Annotated in this window: 18 protein-coding genes; 3 read left to right on the plus strand and 15 right to left on the minus strand. The window is 66.3% G+C overall.

What is annotated here, in order from left to right:
- The first annotated feature begins 3 nt into the window (after positions 1-3).
- Entirely contained in the window at positions 4-156 is a 153-nt protein-coding gene (locus tag GON01_RS12315) for a hypothetical protein (RefSeq protein ID WP_157027680.1), read from the plus strand.
- A gap of 4 nt (positions 157-160) precedes the next feature.
- On the opposite strand, the gene GON01_RS12320 is transcribed toward GON01_RS12315, so the two are convergent.
- The 10 genes from GON01_RS12320 to mdh all read right to left on the minus strand — a co-directional run bounded on the left by GON01_RS12320 (position 161) and on the right by mdh (position 10,584).
- A complete protein-coding gene (locus tag GON01_RS12320; protein ID WP_408640923.1) occupies positions 161-790 on the minus strand; it encodes a trimeric intracellular cation channel family protein in 630 nt (209 codons plus the stop codon).
- Positions 791-877: 87 nt separating this feature from the next.
- A complete protein-coding gene (locus GON01_RS12325; RefSeq protein ID WP_157027682.1) occupies positions 878-1,513 on the minus strand; it encodes a hypothetical protein in 636 nt (211 codons plus the stop codon).
- 198 nt (positions 1,514-1,711) lie between these two features.
- Positions 1,712-3,109 carry a dihydrolipoyl dehydrogenase gene (gene lpdA / locus GON01_RS12330; protein ID WP_157027683.1) on the minus strand — a complete coding sequence of 466 codons (1,398 nt, stop codon included), beginning with the start codon at positions 3,107-3,109 and terminating at the stop codon, positions 1,712-1,714.
- On the minus strand, positions 3,102-3,470 hold the full coding sequence (locus GON01_RS12335) for a DUF5615 family PIN-like protein (RefSeq protein ID WP_157027684.1): 369 nt from the start codon (positions 3,468-3,470) through the stop codon (positions 3,102-3,104). Before GON01_RS12335 ends, lpdA begins: the two co-directional genes overlap by 8 nt.
- A gap of 3 nt (positions 3,471-3,473) precedes the next feature.
- Complete coding sequence (locus GON01_RS12340) at positions 3,474-3,713, minus strand: DUF433 domain-containing protein (protein ID WP_232328824.1); 240 nt, start codon at positions 3,711-3,713, stop codon at positions 3,474-3,476.
- Positions 3,714-3,717: 4 nt separating this feature from the next.
- Positions 3,718-4,950: a 2-oxoglutarate dehydrogenase complex dihydrolipoyllysine-residue succinyltransferase gene (gene odhB, locus GON01_RS12345; RefSeq protein WP_157027685.1), complete on the minus strand. Its 1,233-nt coding sequence runs from the start codon at positions 4,948-4,950 to the stop codon at positions 3,718-3,720.
- 11 nt (positions 4,951-4,961) lie between these two features.
- On the minus strand, positions 4,962-7,925 hold the full coding sequence (locus GON01_RS12350) for a 2-oxoglutarate dehydrogenase E1 component (protein WP_157027686.1): 2,964 nt from the start codon (positions 7,923-7,925) through the stop codon (positions 4,962-4,964).
- A 177-nt stretch (positions 7,926-8,102) separates the two neighbouring features.
- The gene (gene sucD, locus GON01_RS12355; RefSeq protein WP_157027687.1) at positions 8,103-8,987 is read right to left on the minus strand and encodes a succinate--CoA ligase subunit alpha; all 885 of its coding nucleotides are present in this window, start codon (positions 8,985-8,987) and stop codon (positions 8,103-8,105) included.
- A complete protein-coding gene (locus tag GON01_RS12360; RefSeq protein WP_157027688.1) occupies positions 8,987-9,619 on the minus strand; it encodes a hypothetical protein in 633 nt (210 codons plus the stop codon). Before GON01_RS12360 ends, sucD begins: the two co-directional genes overlap by 1 nt.
- The gene (gene mdh, locus GON01_RS12365) at positions 9,619-10,584 is read right to left on the minus strand and encodes a malate dehydrogenase (RefSeq protein WP_157027689.1); all 966 of its coding nucleotides are present in this window, start codon (positions 10,582-10,584) and stop codon (positions 9,619-9,621) included. Before mdh ends, GON01_RS12360 begins: the two co-directional genes overlap by 1 nt.
- A 151-nt stretch (positions 10,585-10,735) precedes the next feature.
- Here mdh and GON01_RS12370 point away from each other — a divergent pair, with 151 nt between their 5' ends.
- Both GON01_RS12370 and GON01_RS17215 read left to right on the plus strand, forming a co-directional pair.
- Positions 10,736-10,951: a hypothetical protein gene (locus GON01_RS12370; RefSeq protein WP_157027690.1), complete on the plus strand. Its 216-nt coding sequence runs from the start codon at positions 10,736-10,738 to the stop codon at positions 10,949-10,951.
- Complete coding sequence (locus GON01_RS17215; RefSeq protein ID WP_258558396.1) at positions 10,948-11,076, plus strand: hypothetical protein; 129 nt, start codon at positions 10,948-10,950, stop codon at positions 11,074-11,076. The genes GON01_RS12370 and GON01_RS17215 overlap by 4 nt, the downstream gene beginning before the upstream one ends.
- 4 nt (positions 11,077-11,080) lie before the next feature.
- Here GON01_RS17215 and rlmN read toward each other — a convergent pair whose 3' ends face one another.
- From rlmN to GON01_RS12395, 5 genes are all read right to left on the minus strand, one after another.
- Positions 11,081-12,265, minus strand: a complete 1,185-nt coding sequence (gene rlmN, locus GON01_RS12375; RefSeq protein WP_157027691.1) for a 23S rRNA (adenine(2503)-C(2))-methyltransferase RlmN — start codon at positions 12,263-12,265, stop codon at positions 11,081-11,083.
- Positions 12,266-12,272: 7 nt separating this feature from the next.
- Positions 12,273-12,989 (minus strand): NYN domain-containing protein, encoded by a 717-nt coding sequence (locus GON01_RS12380; protein WP_157027692.1) that lies wholly within the window; start codon positions 12,987-12,989, stop codon positions 12,273-12,275.
- Between the two features lie 130 nt (positions 12,990-13,119).
- Positions 13,120-13,584, minus strand: coding sequence for a hypothetical protein (locus GON01_RS12385; RefSeq protein WP_157027693.1), 465 nt, complete (start codon positions 13,582-13,584; stop codon positions 13,120-13,122).
- Positions 13,584-14,222, minus strand: a complete 639-nt coding sequence (locus tag GON01_RS12390) for a histidine phosphatase family protein (RefSeq protein WP_232328825.1) — start codon at positions 14,220-14,222, stop codon at positions 13,584-13,586. Before GON01_RS12390 ends, GON01_RS12385 begins: the two co-directional genes overlap by 1 nt.
- Positions 14,219-15,016 carry a nucleotidyltransferase family protein gene (locus GON01_RS12395; protein WP_181599950.1) on the minus strand — a complete coding sequence of 266 codons (798 nt, stop codon included), beginning with the start codon at positions 15,014-15,016 and terminating at the stop codon, positions 14,219-14,221. Before GON01_RS12395 ends, GON01_RS12390 begins: the two co-directional genes overlap by 4 nt.
- Positions 15,017-15,027 lie beyond the last annotated feature (11 nt).

Raw genomic sequence — 15,027 nt, forward strand, 5'->3', positions numbered from 1 at the left:
TTCGTGGAGACTTTGGATGAGCGGGAAGTCGCATTCTATTTCACCAAAGCGCAGGTGCGGCAGGAGCAGACCGTAAGCGCGATCGAGGCCATTCCGCGCGAATTTTGGGCCGTGGTCGCCGTCGTGACCGATGGACTCCCGCCGACGGTCCACTGACGTGCTAGCGCTGATACGCCGGCAGTTTCAGGCCGCGCCAGATCGCGAGGGCCCGGAGCGCGAAGCCGGTGAGCGCAGCGATCGGCGCGGCGATGCCGATCGCGATGCCGGCCCAGCTGAGCAGCACGAACAGGGCGGCGGCGAGTGCGGCGGCGGTGACGTAGAGTTCCGGACGGAGCAAGATCGAGGGCTCGCCGGCCAGCACGTCGCGGATGATGCCGCCGACGCTGGCGGTGATCACGCCCATCAGCACCGCGACGACCGGCGGCACGCCGAAGGCCAGTGACTTGGCGGCGCCGAACACGGCATAGGCGGCAAGCCCGACCGCGTCGAACCAGTCGAGTGCGCGGCCGTGCCACCAGCGCTGCGGCGTCAGCCAGATCAGCGCCGCCATCGCCAGGCACACGGCGGCCACGCGCCAGTCGCGGACCCAGAAGACCGGCGCGTCGATCAGCAAGTCGCGCACCGTGCCGCCGCCGACGCCGGTGACCAGCGCGAAAAAGGCGAAGGTGACCAGCGTCTGCCGGTGCCGCGCCGCGGCGAGCGCGCCGGAGGCGGCGAACACCGCGATGCCGAACAGGTCGAACCAGGGGAGGAAAGGCGTGAGGGGGTCCATCTGTCTGTTGGCCGTCATCCGGTCTCGACCCGGAACCTCCCTGTCATGTCGGTGCGCGCGCCAGAAAGGAAGGTGGGTCCTGGGTCAAGCCCGGGATGACGACGATCAGGACCCGAATTTCTTTACGCACTGGTCCAGCACGGCGATCGGCGGGCCGAGCGTCGCGACTTTGGCGAGCGCCTTTGCCCGGGCCTCGTTCGCCCGGGCCTGGTTCAGCCCCCGCGCCTTCAGCGTCGCACCCATCTTGTTGTCGAGCGTGCGCTCCATCGCGTCATAGGCGCGGATGCGATCGATGAAATTATTCTCCTGGCTGCGCAGCGCCGTGGTGATGAAGTCGGACAGGTCGTGGCAGCCGGCCTGCGCCGTCAGCGCGTCGGACGGGAGCGTGACGCGCTCGACCGGTTTTGTCGCCGGATAGGCGTTCGCGCACTCGCCAATCAGCGACTGCCAGTCATCGCCGGTCACCTTGTCGCCGAGTTGCGGCATTGCGTTGACCACCGCCGCCGAGCGCGTGCGGTCGAAGCTGCCGCCTGCCGCGCCCTCGATCAGCGCGTAATGCAGAATGTGCCCCTGCTGCTCGATCGTCAGCTTCGCATCGACGCTGCCGAGCGACCGCCGCGCATCCGCCGCCGCGACCACGCCGCAGGTCGCCGCGCGCCTGATCGGATCGTCGGGCAAGCCGGCTTCCTTCTTGCCGCACGCGGCGAGAGCCAAAACCAGCATGATCCAGGCCGCGCGCATCGTCTCTCCTCCGTAACGAGGGGGAGACGGATGAGGGGGCGGAGGGTTCCCAAATCCTCCCCGAGCTTGCTCGGGGAGGGGGACCGCGCGAAGCGCGGTGGAGGGGCCGGAGCGAAGCGGAGGTTTGGCTCGGCGCTGCGCGCCGCCCCTCCACCATGCTCCGCATGGTCCCCCTCCCCAAGCAAAGCTTGGAGAGGACTAAATGTGTATAGGCTTCCCCGTCACCGCCATCGCCGCTTCCTTCAGCGCTTCCGAATGCGTCGGGTGGGCGTGGCAGGTATAGGCGATGTCCTCGCTGGTCGCGCCGAACTCCATCGCCTGCGCGGCCTGGGCGATCATCGTGCCGGCGACGCTGGCGATCATCCAAACGCCCAATACGCGATCGGTGTTCGCGTCGGCCACGACCTTCACGAAGCCGTCCGGCTCGTGATTGGTCTTGGCGCGGCTGTTGGCGAGCATCGGGAATTTGCCGGTCTTGACCGGGCCCCGCTCCTTCGCCTGCTCCTCGGTCAGGCCGACGCCGGCGATCTCCGGCCAGGTGTAGACGACCGACGGGATCACGTCGTGATTCACGATTCCGGTCTGGCCGGCGATGTTCTCGGCGACCGCAATGCCTTCGTCCTCGGCCTTGTGGGCGAGCATCGGACCGGGGATCACGTCGCCGATCGCCCAGATGCCGGGCACCGAAGTGCGGAAATCATGGTCCGTCTCGATCTGGCCGCGCTGATTGGTCTTGAGGCCAGCGGCTTCAAGGTTCAGCCCATCGGTGTTGGGACGCCGGCCGATCGAGACCAGCACGGCATCGGCTTCGATCGTTTCCGACGCGCCGCCCGCGGCCGGCTCGACCGTCAGCGTCGCTTTCTTGCCCTTGACGGCCGCGCCTGTGACTTTGGTGGCGAGCTTGAACTCGAAGCCCTGCTTCTTGAAGATCTTGTTCGCTTCCTTGCGGACCTCGCCGTCGAAGCCGGGCAGAATCTGGTCGAGGAACTCGACGCAGGTGACCTTGGCGCCCAGGCGGCGCCAGACGGAGCCGAGCTCCAGCCCGATCACGCCGGCGCCGATCACGACGAGGTGCTCGGGCACCTTGGCCAGCTCCAGCGCGCCGGTCGAATCGACGATCACGCCCTTGGCGTTGTCGACCTCCACGCCGGGCAGCGGCGTCACCGAGGAGCCGGTGGCGATGACGATGTTCTTTGCACGCACCTCGCGCTCGCCGACCTTGACCGTGTCTTTGGCCGTGAAGGCGGCACGGCCTTTCAGCCATTCGACCTTGTTCTTCTTGAACAGGAATTCGATGCCGCCGGTCAGCTGCTTGACCGCGTCCTTGCGCTGGCCGTGCATCGCATCGAGGTCGAGCTCCGGCTTCACCTTGATGCCCAGCTTCGCGAAGCTGCCGTTCGCGGCCTGGTCGTAATATTCGGACGCATGCAGCATCGCCTTGGACGGGATGCAGCCGACGTTGAGGCAGGTGCCGCCCAACGTCTCCCGGCTTTCCGCGCACGCGGTCTTCAACCCCAGCTGCGCCGCGCGGATCGCCGCGACGTAACCGCCAGGACCGGCGCCGATCACGAGAACGTCGAAATCATAGTCAGCCATTGAAAGCTCCAGAGGGAAAATCGGTAAAGCGAACATTGTCTCGAGTGACGGTGACCATTTGCCCCGGTGTCAGGCCAGCCGCGAGGGTTGAAAGGATCAGATCAGCCGCGACATCCGGTTCGGCGCGCCCGAGCCGCGAATAAACAATGTTTCTCGGCGCCTGTTCGCCCCGGACGAAGACGAGTTCACCGAAATCCCGGTCAAAGGTCACGAGCACCGCGTCCACCGCTCGCGCGCGCGACAACACATCGGTATCGCCAATGCCCGGCGCACTCTCCGCAATCCAGTCGACTTCATATCCGGCACCGCGGAGGCGCGCGACGAGGAGGAACGATACATTCTCATCGGCGACGAACAACACGCGTCAGGCCGCGCGGCGCTCGGCTATCGTGCGCTCTTCTGCAACCATATCGTGCGCGAACGCCAAGGCGGCGCGAACCTGCGCTTCCGTGATATGCGGATAGGCCTCAAGCACGTCATGCATCGAGCAGCCGTCGGCGAAGTATTCGAGAATCAGCTCCACGGAGATGCGCGTGCCCTTTACAACCGGCTTGCCGCCCAAAATACTGGGATCCGAATGGATATGGTCACGCCAGTTCATCATTGCCTCACAAATCAATCAGCAGCCTTGTCGGGTCCTCGATAGCATCTTTGAGGGCCACGAGGAACGTGACTGCCTCGCGGCCGTCGACCAGGCGGTGGTCGTAGCTGAGCGCGAGGTACATCATCGGGCGGATGACGATCTGGCCGTCGCGGACGACCGGGCGTTCCTCGATCCGGTGGAGGCCGAGCACGGCGCTCTGCGGCGGATTGATGATCGGCGTCGAAAGCAGCGAGCCGAACACGCCGCCGTTCGAGATCGTGAAGGTGCCGCCGCGCATTTCCTCCATCTTCAGCGTGCCATCCTTGGCGCGCTTGCCGAAGTCCGCGATCTGCTTCTCGATCCCGGCGACCGACAGGTCCTGCGCGTCGCGGACCACCGGCACGACCAGGCCGTTGGGCGCGGAGACGGCGACCGAGACGTCGACATAGTCGCGATAGACAATCTCGTCGCCTTCGATCGAGCCGTTGACGGCGGGAATGTCGCGGAGCGCCTGGACCGCCGCTTTCACGAAGAAGCCCATGAAGCCGAGGCGGACGCCGTGCTTCTTCTCGAACAGGTCCTTGTATTTCGCCCGCGCTTCCATGACCGCGGTCATGTCGACGTCGTTGAACGTCGTCAGCATCGCGGCGGTGTTCTGCGCTTCCTTGAGGCGCGTCGCGATCGTCTGCCTGAGGCGCGTCATGCGCACGCGCTCCTCGCGGCGCTCGCCGGCCTGAATGGGGGCCGGTGCCGGAGCGGGCGCGGGTGCGGGTGCGGGAGCGGCCGCCGGCTTCGCCCTGGCGGCTTCGATCGCCTGCTGCACGTCTTCCTTGGTGAGACGCCCGTCCTTGCCCGTGCCCTTGATCTGGGTCGGATCGAGCCCGTGCTCCAGCACCATCCGCCGCACCGATGGCGACAGCGTCAAGTCGCCGGCCGGCTCCTCGGCCGGCGCAGAGGCGGGTGCAGGAGCGGGCGCCGGTGCAGCGGCAGGCGCCGGGGCCGGAGCGGCGGCAGCCGCCCCGCCTTCCTCGATCGAGCCGATGACGGCGCCAACCTGGACGGTATCGCCGACCTGCGCGGCATATTGCCCCATCACGCCGGCGACGGGCGACGGCACCTCGACCGACACCTTGTCGGTCTCCAGGCTGGCGACGGGCTCGTCCGCCTTCACGGCCTCGCCCGGCTTCTTCAGCCATTCGCCGATCGTTGCCTCGGTGATCGATTCGCCGAGAGTCGGAACCTTGATTTCGGTCGCCATTCTTTCGTTCCCTAGCTCGCCGGCCCTTGCTTCGGGCCCTTGGTCGCAGTCGTCTTGCCGGAGCGGGTGCGCCGGATTTCCTCGCGGACATTATGGCCGAGCGCGTCGGCGATCAGCGCGCCCTGCTCCGCCACGTGCCGCTTGGCGAGGCCGGTCGCCGGCGACGCCGCCGCCGCGCGCCCGGCGTAGCGCGGCCGCTGCGGCTTCACGCCCGCATCGCGCAGGCACTCCTCGATGAACGGCTCGACGAAGAACCAGGCGCCGTTGTTCCGCGGCTCCTCCTGCGCCCAGACCACCTCTTCCAGGTTGGTCATGCGCTGGAGGCGCGCGGTCAGCGGCTCGCCCGGGAACGGATAGAGCTGCTCCAGCCGCACGATCAACGTGTTCTTGTCGCCCGCCGCGTCGCGCGCCTCGATCAGGTCGTAGGCGACCTTGCCGGAGCACAGCACCAGCCGCTTCACGTCCTTGTCCCCGGGGCCCGACGGGTCGGAAAGGATGCGCCGGAAATGGCTGGCCCCCAGGAAATCGTCGGTCGAGGACACTGCCATCTTGTGCCTGAGCAGCGACTTCGGCGTCATGATCACCAGCGGCTTGCGGAACGGCCGCAGCATCTGCCGGCGCAGGATGTGGAAATAATTCGCGGGCGTGGTGCAGTTAGCGACCTGCATATTGTCCTGCGCGCAGAGCTGGAGATAACGCTCCAGCCGCGCCGAGCTGTGCTCCGGCCCCTGGCCTTCGTAGCCATGGGGCAGCAGCATCACAAGGCCGTTGGCGCGCAGCCACTTGGCCTCGCCGGCGGCGATGAACTGGTCGATCATGATCTGCGCGCCGTTCGCGAAGTCGCCGAACTGCGCTTCCCAGAGGACGAGCGTCTTCGGGTCAGCGCCGGCATAGCCATATTCGAAGCCGAGCACGCCATATTCGGAAAGCGGCGAGTCCAGCACCTCGAAGCGGCCGTGCGGCAGCGTCGACAAAGGCACATATTTGTCCTCGGTCGCCTGGTCGACCCAAACGGCGTGGCGCTGGCTGAACGTGCCGCGACCCGAATCCTGGCCCGACAGGCGCACGCCATAGCCTTCGGTGACGAGGCTGCCGAAAGCGAGCGCCTCGCCGGTCGCCCAGTCGAAGCCGTGGCCGGACGTGAACATCTCGCGTTTCGCATCCAGGATGCGCCCGAGCGTCTTGTGGACGTTCACGCCTTCCGGAACGGTCGTCAGCGTGCGGCCCAGGCTGTCGAACAATTTGCGGTCGATGCCGGTATCGACGTTGCGCCGCGCGGTCTCCGCGTCGGCGGGCTTGCTGAGGCCCGACCAGCGGCCCGCAAACCAGTCCGCCTTGTTGGGCAGATAGGATTTGGCGCTCTCGAACTCCTCCTCCAGATGCGAGGTGAAGGCCTGCGCAGTCTGGTCGGCGAAGGCGTCGTCGATCACGCCCTGCTGCTTCAGCCGCGCGCCATAGATGCCGCTGACCGGCGGATGGCCCTTGATCGCCGCGTACATCAGCGGCTGGGTGAAGCTCGGCTCGTCGCCCTCGTTGTGGCCGAACCGCCGGTAGCACCACATGTCGATCACGATGTCGCGGTTGAAGCGCTGGCGGAACTCGATCGCGATCTTGCAGGCATAGGTGACGGCTTCGGGATCGTCGCCGTTCACGTGGAAAATCGGCGCCTGCACGCCCTTCGCCACGTCCGAGGGATAGGGCGAGGAGCGCGCGAATTGCGGGCTGGTCGTGAAGCCGATCTGGTTGTTGATGATGAAATGGACGCAGCCGCCGGTATTGTAGCCGCGCACGCCCGAGAAGCCGAGGCATTCCCAGACAATCCCCTGCCCCGCGAACGCCGCGTCGCCGTGGATCAGCACCGGCAGCACCTGGTCGTGCTTGCCAAGATTGTCGCGCATCACCTGCGTCGCGCGGACCTTGCCGAGCACGACCGGATCGACCGCCTCAAGGTGCGAGGGGTTCGGCACCAGCGACATATGGACGCTGATCCCGTCGAACTCGCGATCGGTGGAGGTGCCGAGGTGATACTTCACATCGCCCGAGCCGCCGACGTCCTCCGGGTTGGCCGAGCCGCCGGAGAATTCGTGGAAGATCACACGGAACGGCTTCGCCATCACGTTGGCGAGGATGTTCAGCCGGCCGCGATGCGCCATGCCATAGACGATCTCGCGCACGCCCATCGCGCCGCCATATTTGATCACCGCTTCCAGCGCGGGGATCATCGCCTCGCCGCCATCCAGGCCGAAGCGCTTGGTGCCGACATATTTGCGGCCCAGGAATTTCTCGAACTGCTCGCCGCGGATCACTGCCGACAGGATCGCGGTCTTGCCCTCGGGCGTGAACTCGATCGCCTTGTCGCGGCCCTCGAACCGCTCCTGCAGAAAGCGCCGTTCCTCGGTATCGGCGATGTGCATGTACTCAAGGCCGACGGGCCCGCAATAATTGCGGCGCAGGATCTCGACGATCTCGCGCACCGTCGCGGTCTGCAGGCCGAGCGTGCCGCCCAGATAGACCGGCCGGTCAAGGTCGGCGCCGGAAAAGCCGTGATATTCGGGCGTCAGGTCCGCCGGCAGCTCGCGCTTGGAAAGGCCGAGCGGGTCGAGCTGCGCCGCCAGGTGCCCGCGCACCCGGTAGGTGCGGATCAGCATCATCGCGCGGATCGAGTCGCCCGCGGCCTTGGCGATCGCGTCCGTATCCGGCACGGCGGCGGGCGCGGCAGCCGCCTTCCTGTCGGGCTTAGGCTGAATCGCGCTCTGGGTCGGATCGAGCGCGGCGGTCAGCGCGTCGGTGTCGGGAAGCGGCCAGTTCGGACGCTTCCAGCTCGGCCCCTCGCTGCTGCCCTCGAGCCCGGCAAAGAAATCGCGCCAGCTCGGCTCGACCGAGTTCGGGTCGGCCGCATAGTTGCGGTACAGCGCCTCAACGAAGGACGGCGACACGCCCTCCAGCTGGTCGAAGCTCAGATTCTGGTATCCCATTACGTGTGCTCCAACTCCTCCCCTCGCCTGCGAGGGGAGGGGGACCGCCGGCGAAGCCGGTGGTGGAGGGGCCCGGAGCGAAGCGGAGGGTTGGCGGTCCTCGCTTCGCTGCGGCCCCTCCACCACGCACCTCCGGTGCGCGGTCCCCCTCCCCTGCAAATGCAGGGGAGGACTTAATCAGCCCTTCAACAAAGCCATCAGCGTCTCGCCCAGTTCCGCGGGACTCGGAGACACGCGGATGCCGGCGGCCTCCATTGCCGCGATCTTGTCCTCGGCGCCGCCCTTGCCGCCCGAGACGATCGCGCCGGCATGGCCCATGCGACGGCCCGGAGGCGCGGTGCGGCCGGCAATGAAGCCGACGGTGGGCTTGCTGCGACCCTTCTTCGCCTCGTCGATCAGGAACTGCGCGGCCTGCTCCTCGGCGTCGCCGCCGATCTCACCGATCATGATGATCGACTTGGTCTCGTCGTCGGCCAGGAACAGCTCCAGCACGTCGATGAAGTTGGTGCCGTTGACCGGATCGCCGCCGATGCCGACCGCGGTGGTCTGGCCCAGGCCCGCGTTCGTGGTCTGGAACACCGCTTCGTAGGTCAGCGTGCCAGAGCGCGAGACGACGCCGACCGAGCCCTTCTTGAAGATGTTGCCCGGCATGATGCCGATCTTGCACTCATTGGGCGTCAGCACGCCCGGGCAGTTCGGCCCGATCAGCCGCGATTTCGAGCCCGACAGCGCGCGCTTCACCTTCACCATGTCGAGCACTGGAATGCCCTCGGTGATGCAGACGATCAGCGGCACTTCGGCGTCGATCGCTTCCAGGATCGAGTCCGCGGCAAAGGCCGGCGGCACGTAGATCACCGACGCGTCCGCCCCCGTCTTCGCGACCGCCTCCTCGACGGTGTCGAACACCGGCAGGCCGATATGGGTCTGTCCGCCCTTGCCGGGCGTGACGCCGCCGACGACCTTGGTGCCATAGGCGATCGCCTGCTCCGAATGGAACGTGCCCTGGGCGCCGGTGAAGCCCTGGGTGATCACCTTGGTGTTCGCGTTGACGAGAATGCTCATTACCGAGTGGCTCCGGGGTTGAAGAGGGCAACAAGCATCACGCGGTTCCCCGCCGCGTCGAAGCCGCTCCCCAAAGTGGAATAGGTGATCAGCCGCACATTGCCCTTGGCGTCAGTAACCTCCCAGGTCGGCACATAGCGCTTGTTGGGCTTGCCGTTTTTCTTGACTGCGTCGGCTGCGTTCGTAGGCGGCGTGGCAAACAGCGCAGAAACGGCCTCCTGCATCTCCGCCTTGTCCGGCAGCGCCGGCACGTAGAAGCTGACATTGCACTGCGCTTGCGGCACAGCGAAGAACCCGTCCGTCTGCGCCACCACGGCACCGGGACCGTTGTAGATGTGCAGCTTTGCCGGCGGCTTGTCCTTGCCCCCGCTGACCGGGAGGATGGCTCCGCCGAAGTCCTGGAATTCAGCGGCCGCCAATGCCGGGTCGCCACCTGAATCCAGGCACCACTTCTTGAAAGCTATCGCGGCCTCGATCGGCGTGCGCGCAACCGCATCCGGCGCCGATCCGCTACCGCCCGCAAATTGGATCGTCGTGATCGATCCGGCGCCCGTCGACCAATTCGCTCCGTTCTGGGCCGTCGCTGAAACGGCGACAGCCAGAGCGCCGCTCAAGAGCAGAAGCTTGTGCATCAGGATTTCAGGCTTCCGTCGATGCCCTGGCAGGCCGCCATCAGTTCCCTGACCGCCTCGACCGAGGTCTGGAAGTTCGCCTTTGCCTTGTCGTTCAACTCGATCTCGACGACCTTCTCGACGCCGCCGGCGCCCAGGATCACCGGCACGCCGACATAGAGGCCCTTCTGGCCGTACTGGCCGTCCAGATAGGCGGCGCAGGGGAGCAGGCGCTTCTTGTCCTTCAGATACGCCTCGGCCATTTCGATGCCGCTGGTCGCGGGCGCGTAATAGGCGGAGCCGGTCTTCAGCAGCGCGACGATCTCGCCGCCGCCCTTGCGGGTGCGATCGACGATCGCATCGATGCGTTCCTGGGTGGACCAGCCCATCTTGATCAGCGCCGGGATCGGGATGCCGGCGACGGTCGAATATTCGATGACCGGGACCATCGTGTCACCGTGCCCGCCGAGCACAAACGCGGTCACGTCCTGCTTCGAGACTCCGAATTCCTCGGCGAGGAAGTGGCGGAAGCGCGCCGAGTCGAGCACGCCCGCCATGCCGACCACCATGTGGTGCGGGAGGCCGGAGAATTCGCGCAACGCCCAGACCATCGCGTCCAACGGATTGGTGATGCAGATGACGAAGGCGTTCGGCGCATGCGCCTTGATGCCCTCGCCGACCGCCTTCATCACCTTCAGGTTGATGCCGAGCAGGTCGTCGCGGCTCATGCCCGGCTTGCGGGCGACGCCGGCGGTGACGATGCAGACATCGGCGCCGGCAATGTCGGCGTAGTCGTTGGTACCCTTGAGGTTGCCGTCCTTGGCCTCGATCGGACCGCACTGGTTGAGGTCCAGCGCCTTGCCCTCCGGCACGCCCTCGACCACGTCGAACAGCACCACGTCGCCCAGGTCCCGCGTCAGCGCCAGATGCGCGAGCGTGCCCCCGATATTGCCAGCGCCGATAAGAGCGATCTTGTGCCGAGCCATGCGGTCCTCCCGGAAGATGAGTCCGGGCCCGATAGGCCGATACGGTTAAGGGTTCAACCTTCGCCCGCGGGATTATCTTTGCAAATGCGAATGAGTTGCAAGAAGAGAGGCGGAGCTTGCGAGCGATACCCTCAGCCAATATCCCGAGCCCATGAAAGACATGGACGCGGTCCGCTATAATGAGAAGGTGAAGCGGCTCTCGACTCTCCTTGGCGGAGCGGGCTTGGCATTCATCCTGACAGCAATCACTCGATGGCTCGACCGCGACGCGGATACAACGACCGCGGCATGGATTATTCTTGGCGCAATGTTTATATGGACAGCGGTTAGGCTGAACGATCTCCTGCAGCCGGAGGAGGAGCTATGACTCAAGGCGAGATTGCGAGCGTAGTCGTTCCTCTCCTGATCGCAGGTGGAATGTATCTTTACATCCTCAACGAGCGCCGGAAGCTGATCGCCGCGCGTGAGAAGCGGCACCGCCCCGCCGAGTAAGACGTCAGCCCAGCGCCGCCAATTTCTCTTCCGCCAGCCGATCGAGCTCCGCGCGGCTCTTCTTCTCTGCCGCCGACTTCAGCTGCCCGCAGGCGGCCATGATGTCGCGGCCACGGGGCGTGCGGATGGGGGCGGAGATGCCGGCTTCGAAGACGATGTTCGAAAAGGCCCTGATCCGCTCCGGGTCCGAGCATTCATAGGGGGCGCCGGGCCAAGGATTGAACGGGATCAGGTTCACCTTCGCCGGCAGCTTGTATTTGCGCAGCAGGCGGACGAGCTCGCGCGCGTCCTCGTCGCTGTCGTTCTTGTCCTTCAGCATCACATATTCGAACGTGATGCGGCGGGCATTGTTGGCGCCCGGATAGTCGGCACAGGCCTGGAGCAGCTCCTCGATGCCGTATTTGCGGTTCAGGGGCACGATCTCGTCGCGGATTTCCTTCGTCACCGCGTGCAGCGAGACGGCGAGGTTGACGCCGATCTCCTCGCCCGCCTGCGCCATTTTCGGCACCACGCCCGAAGTCGAGAGCGTGATGCGGCGCTTCGACAGGGCGAGGCCGTCGCCGTCCATCACGATCCGGAGCGCGTCGCGAACCTGCTCGAAATTATAAAGCGGCTCGCCCATCCCCATCATCACGATGTTGGTGAGCAGCCGTCCGTCCGGCTGGCTCGGCCATTCGCCGAGGCCGTCGCGCGCCAGCATCACCTGGCCGACGATCTCGCCGGCGGTGAGGTTGCGCACCAGCCGCATCGTCCCGGTATGGCAGAAGCGGCAGTTGAGGGTGCAGCCGACCTGGCTCGAGACGCACAGGGTGCCCCGGTCCGCGTCTGGGATGAAGACCATCTCGTAATCCTGGCCGTCGTCCGAGCGCAGCAGCCATTTGCGGGTGCCGTCGGTCGAGACCTGCGCCGTGACGACGTCGGGCCGGCCGATCACGAAGCGCTCGGCGAGCCAGGGCTGCTGCGCCTTGGCGATGTCGGTCATCAGCGCAAAGTCGGTGACGCCGCGATTGTAGATCCAGTGCCACAGCTGCTTGGCGCGCAGCTTCGCCTGCCGCTCGTCCAGCCCGGCGCCGGCCAGCGCGGCGCGGATCTCCGCCTTCGACAGGCCGACAAGATCGACGCGGCCATCGGCACGCGCAGGCGCCGCGCGCGGCACGGGCACGGGATCGATATGGCCGGGAATCTGCATCGTCGGTCTATTCGCTTCTAAATGTCGCCATGATACACGTGCGTACGCCATCGACGTGTTGCAATAGGTCTGGCGCTGCTACGCCACCCATCGGGTCAAGAACGACATCAATGCCTTCCCGCCGCGCCAATTTCGCCGCGGGCACGAAGTCGGCATCGCCAGCCACCATCACGATCTGGTCGACCTGTCGTTTGAAGGCCATCGAAGCGACGTCCAGGCCGAGGCGCATATCCACGCCCTTTTGAACAACGTCGATTTCGAAGTCGTCGTCGACAGGAGCAAAGCCTTCGGCAGGATTCAACCATCGCTTTACGGCCTCAGGCTTGGGTCGCCAGATGGCAAAATTCTCATTGAGCCGACCGAGGCGCACGGCAACCTTGCGCGTACCGTGCAGTTCCTCGTGAATGGCAAGTCGCAATCGCGCGCCATCTGTTTGGCCCAGATTGAGGGACTTTCTTGAAATTGGATAGTGCAATCGCTTCGTGAGCGGCGGACAGTCGTAGAAGAAGATCCTATAGAGTTCAGAGGTTTCCTCGGGGCGAAAATTCTCGGCCCGGTGAGCGACCCATGCTGGAGAAGCATGAAGCCGCACAGCGACATGCCACGCCGCTAACGCGCATACACCCATCGAAACTTGCCGGGCATCGCTGGAATCCAGAAGCGGAAAGCTATGAGAGAAGCGACGCAGAAAGTATGAACCGTCGATCACGACAGCGGTGGGCATCGGCGGTCACCAAACAAATTTTGTCCCCGGGAGCGGCCTTGAGTTGATATCTGCTCTTGCGAGCGCCTCAAGACGGCATGCCGGGGACGTGATGCATTTCACATAGCCAAATTGGCCATAAAAGTCAATGTCAGCGCCGCGCGCAGCCCAAAGTGGCCGCGTCGATCGCGGTGGCGGCGCCGCGAAGCTGGTAGGTGTCGCTGGTGCCCCCGGCGTGGACCGCCATCCGCTCGGCGCTGCGCATCGCGGCGACGATGGCGGCGTCGGTGCGCGCGTCCGGCGACCAGGCATCGGCACCGCCGGCGATCAGCGGGAAGCGGCCGCGGCCGATCGTCAGCGTGACCCGGCTCCCCTGCGGCCGCGCCTGGCGCAGCCGGATATGGACCTGGTTGCGCTGGTGGAGCGCCGGCCAGACCGCGACGCTGGCGAACGGCCGCCATGGCGCGTCCTTCGCCGCTGGCCGCACCGGCTCCGCGATCGCGAAGCAGCGCGGCGGATCGGCGTCGCGGAACGCGCCCCAGCTTTCGAACATGCCGAGAGTGTCGCGCGCGGCGGCGGGGGTGGCAATGAGGAGGAACGCGGCAGCGAAGCGCATCACGCCGGCGCCCTCGCGGCGCCCAGATGCACGAGCCGCTCCGTCCCGTTTTCGATCACCACCATGCTGCCCTGCGGCAGGCCGGGCGCGACCGGGGCGCTCCAGCGCGGGTCGACGTCGATGCCGGTCAGCAGGCCGCGCAGCACGCGGCTGGACATGCCGTGCATGATGATCAATTTGTCGCCGTCTGCGCCGCCATGCTCGTCGAGCCACGAGGTCAGCCGCGCCGCGATCTCGTCATACCATTCCCCTTGCGGCGGGCGGACCGAGAACAGGCCGCACGACCGGTCGATGATCTCGCCCTGGCGCGCGATGATCTCGGCATAGGTACAGCCGTCCCAGCCGCCGACGTTGATCTCCGACAGCCGGTCGTCGCGCCGCGCCTGGTGCCAATCGGCGCCCACATGCTCGCAGACGATCGCCAGCGTCTGCAGCGCGCGGCCATAGGGTGACGCCCAGAGCTGGTGGGGCACGCCGCCATCGCCCAGGAAGGCGGCAAGCCCCGCCCCCATCGCATCGGCCTGGGCGAAGCCGGCGCGGGTCAGCGGCGTGTCGATCGCCGAGCCCTGCATGCGCCCGGCCGCGTTGAACACGGTCTCGCCATGCCGCGCGATGAAGAAGCGGCCCCGCAGGTTCAAGGCTTGCGGCTTTCGAGCAGGGTCTCGGCGATCCTGTAGGTCCGCTCATTGTCGACATCGACCGCCAGCGCGCCGTCGGTGACGAAGACCGGCGCGATCCTGACGCCGAAGCGCCGCGACAGGTTGCGCATCGCCTTGTCCAGCGTCCACCATTTGCGGCGGAAGCCGATCAGGTTCCACAGGCCGAATGCCTTCAGGATGGCGCCCGGCGTCTTGCTGAACTGGCCGCCGCCGCGGAAGCTTTCCGCGGCCTTCAGCGCCTGGCGGTCGCGCAGCCAATAGGCGTTGCAGTTGCTGATCGCCTTGTCCTTGAATTCATAGAAGCGGCGCTGGCCTTCAGGGTGCGCGGCGAAGATCTGCTCGCGCGTGGCGATCGACAGCGCCGCCCCTGCGCCGGACGCCATCGCCTCATCGTGCAGCCGCCGCAGCGCCTCGGGCGTGACCAGCACATTGTCGCCGGTGGTGATCAGCAGCGGGAAGGGATCGCCCTCAGCCGCGGCGGCCTCGAGGCTTTCGACGATGCCGTGCTGCGCGGGCGGAAAGCGCAAGCGGCCCGCCTCGGTCAGACGCTGCACGATCGGAAGCTCCGCCAGCACCGCCGGATCGTGGATCGAGACCAGGATCGGCGCGTCGGGCCAGGCGGCTTCGGTCGCTTCCAGCACCCACACGATCAGCGGCTTGCCGCGGATCGGCACCACGGCCTTGTGGCTGACGCCGGCCTTTTCGGCCAACGGGTCGAGCTTGCCGTCGCGCTTGCCGGCGAGGATCAGGATGGTCGGTGATTGACTTGGCACTCGCGCCGTTT

It is taken from the genome of Sphingomonas horti (genome assembly GCF_009753715.1).
GTDB lineage: Bacteria > Pseudomonadota > Alphaproteobacteria > Sphingomonadales > Sphingomonadaceae > Sphingomonas_B > Sphingomonas_B horti.

Coding starts and splice junctions, on each gene's coding strand:
- GON01_RS12320 (WP_408640923.1), bottom strand. CDS start 790: ATGACGGCCAACAGACAGATGGACCCCCTCACGCCTTTCCTCCCCTGG.
- GON01_RS12325 (WP_157027682.1), bottom strand. CDS start 1,513: ATGCGCGCGGCCTGGATCATGCTGGTTTTGGCTCTCGCCGCGTGCGGC.
- lpdA (WP_157027683.1), bottom strand. CDS start 3,109: ATGGCTGACTATGATTTCGACGTTCTCGTGATCGGCGCCGGTCCTGGC.
- GON01_RS12340 (WP_232328824.1), bottom strand. CDS start 3,713: ATGATGAACTGGCGTGACCATATCCATTCGGATCCCAGTATTTTGGGC.
- odhB (WP_157027685.1), bottom strand. CDS start 4,950: ATGGCGACCGAAATCAAGGTTCCGACTCTCGGCGAATCGATCACCGAG.
- GON01_RS12350 (WP_157027686.1), bottom strand. CDS start 7,925: ATGGGATACCAGAATCTGAGCTTCGACCAGCTGGAGGGCGTGTCGCCG.
- sucD (WP_157027687.1), bottom strand. CDS start 8,987: ATGAGCATTCTCGTCAACGCGAACACCAAGGTGATCACCCAGGGCTTC.
- GON01_RS12360 (WP_157027688.1), bottom strand. CDS start 9,619: ATGCACAAGCTTCTGCTCTTGAGCGGCGCTCTGGCTGTCGCCGTTTCA.
- mdh (WP_157027689.1), bottom strand. CDS start 10,584: ATGGCTCGGCACAAGATCGCTCTTATCGGCGCTGGCAATATCGGGGGC.
- GON01_RS12370 (WP_157027690.1), top strand. CDS start 10,736: ATGAAAGACATGGACGCGGTCCGCTATAATGAGAAGGTGAAGCGGCTC.
- GON01_RS17215 (WP_258558396.1), top strand. CDS start 10,948: ATGACTCAAGGCGAGATTGCGAGCGTAGTCGTTCCTCTCCTGATCGCA.
- rlmN (WP_157027691.1), bottom strand. CDS start 12,265: ATGCAGATTCCCGGCCATATCGATCCCGTGCCCGTGCCGCGCGCGGCG.
- GON01_RS12380 (WP_157027692.1), bottom strand. CDS start 12,989: ATGCCCACCGCTGTCGTGATCGACGGTTCATACTTTCTGCGTCGCTTC.
- GON01_RS12385 (WP_157027693.1), bottom strand. CDS start 13,584: ATGCGCTTCGCTGCCGCGTTCCTCCTCATTGCCACCCCCGCCGCCGCG.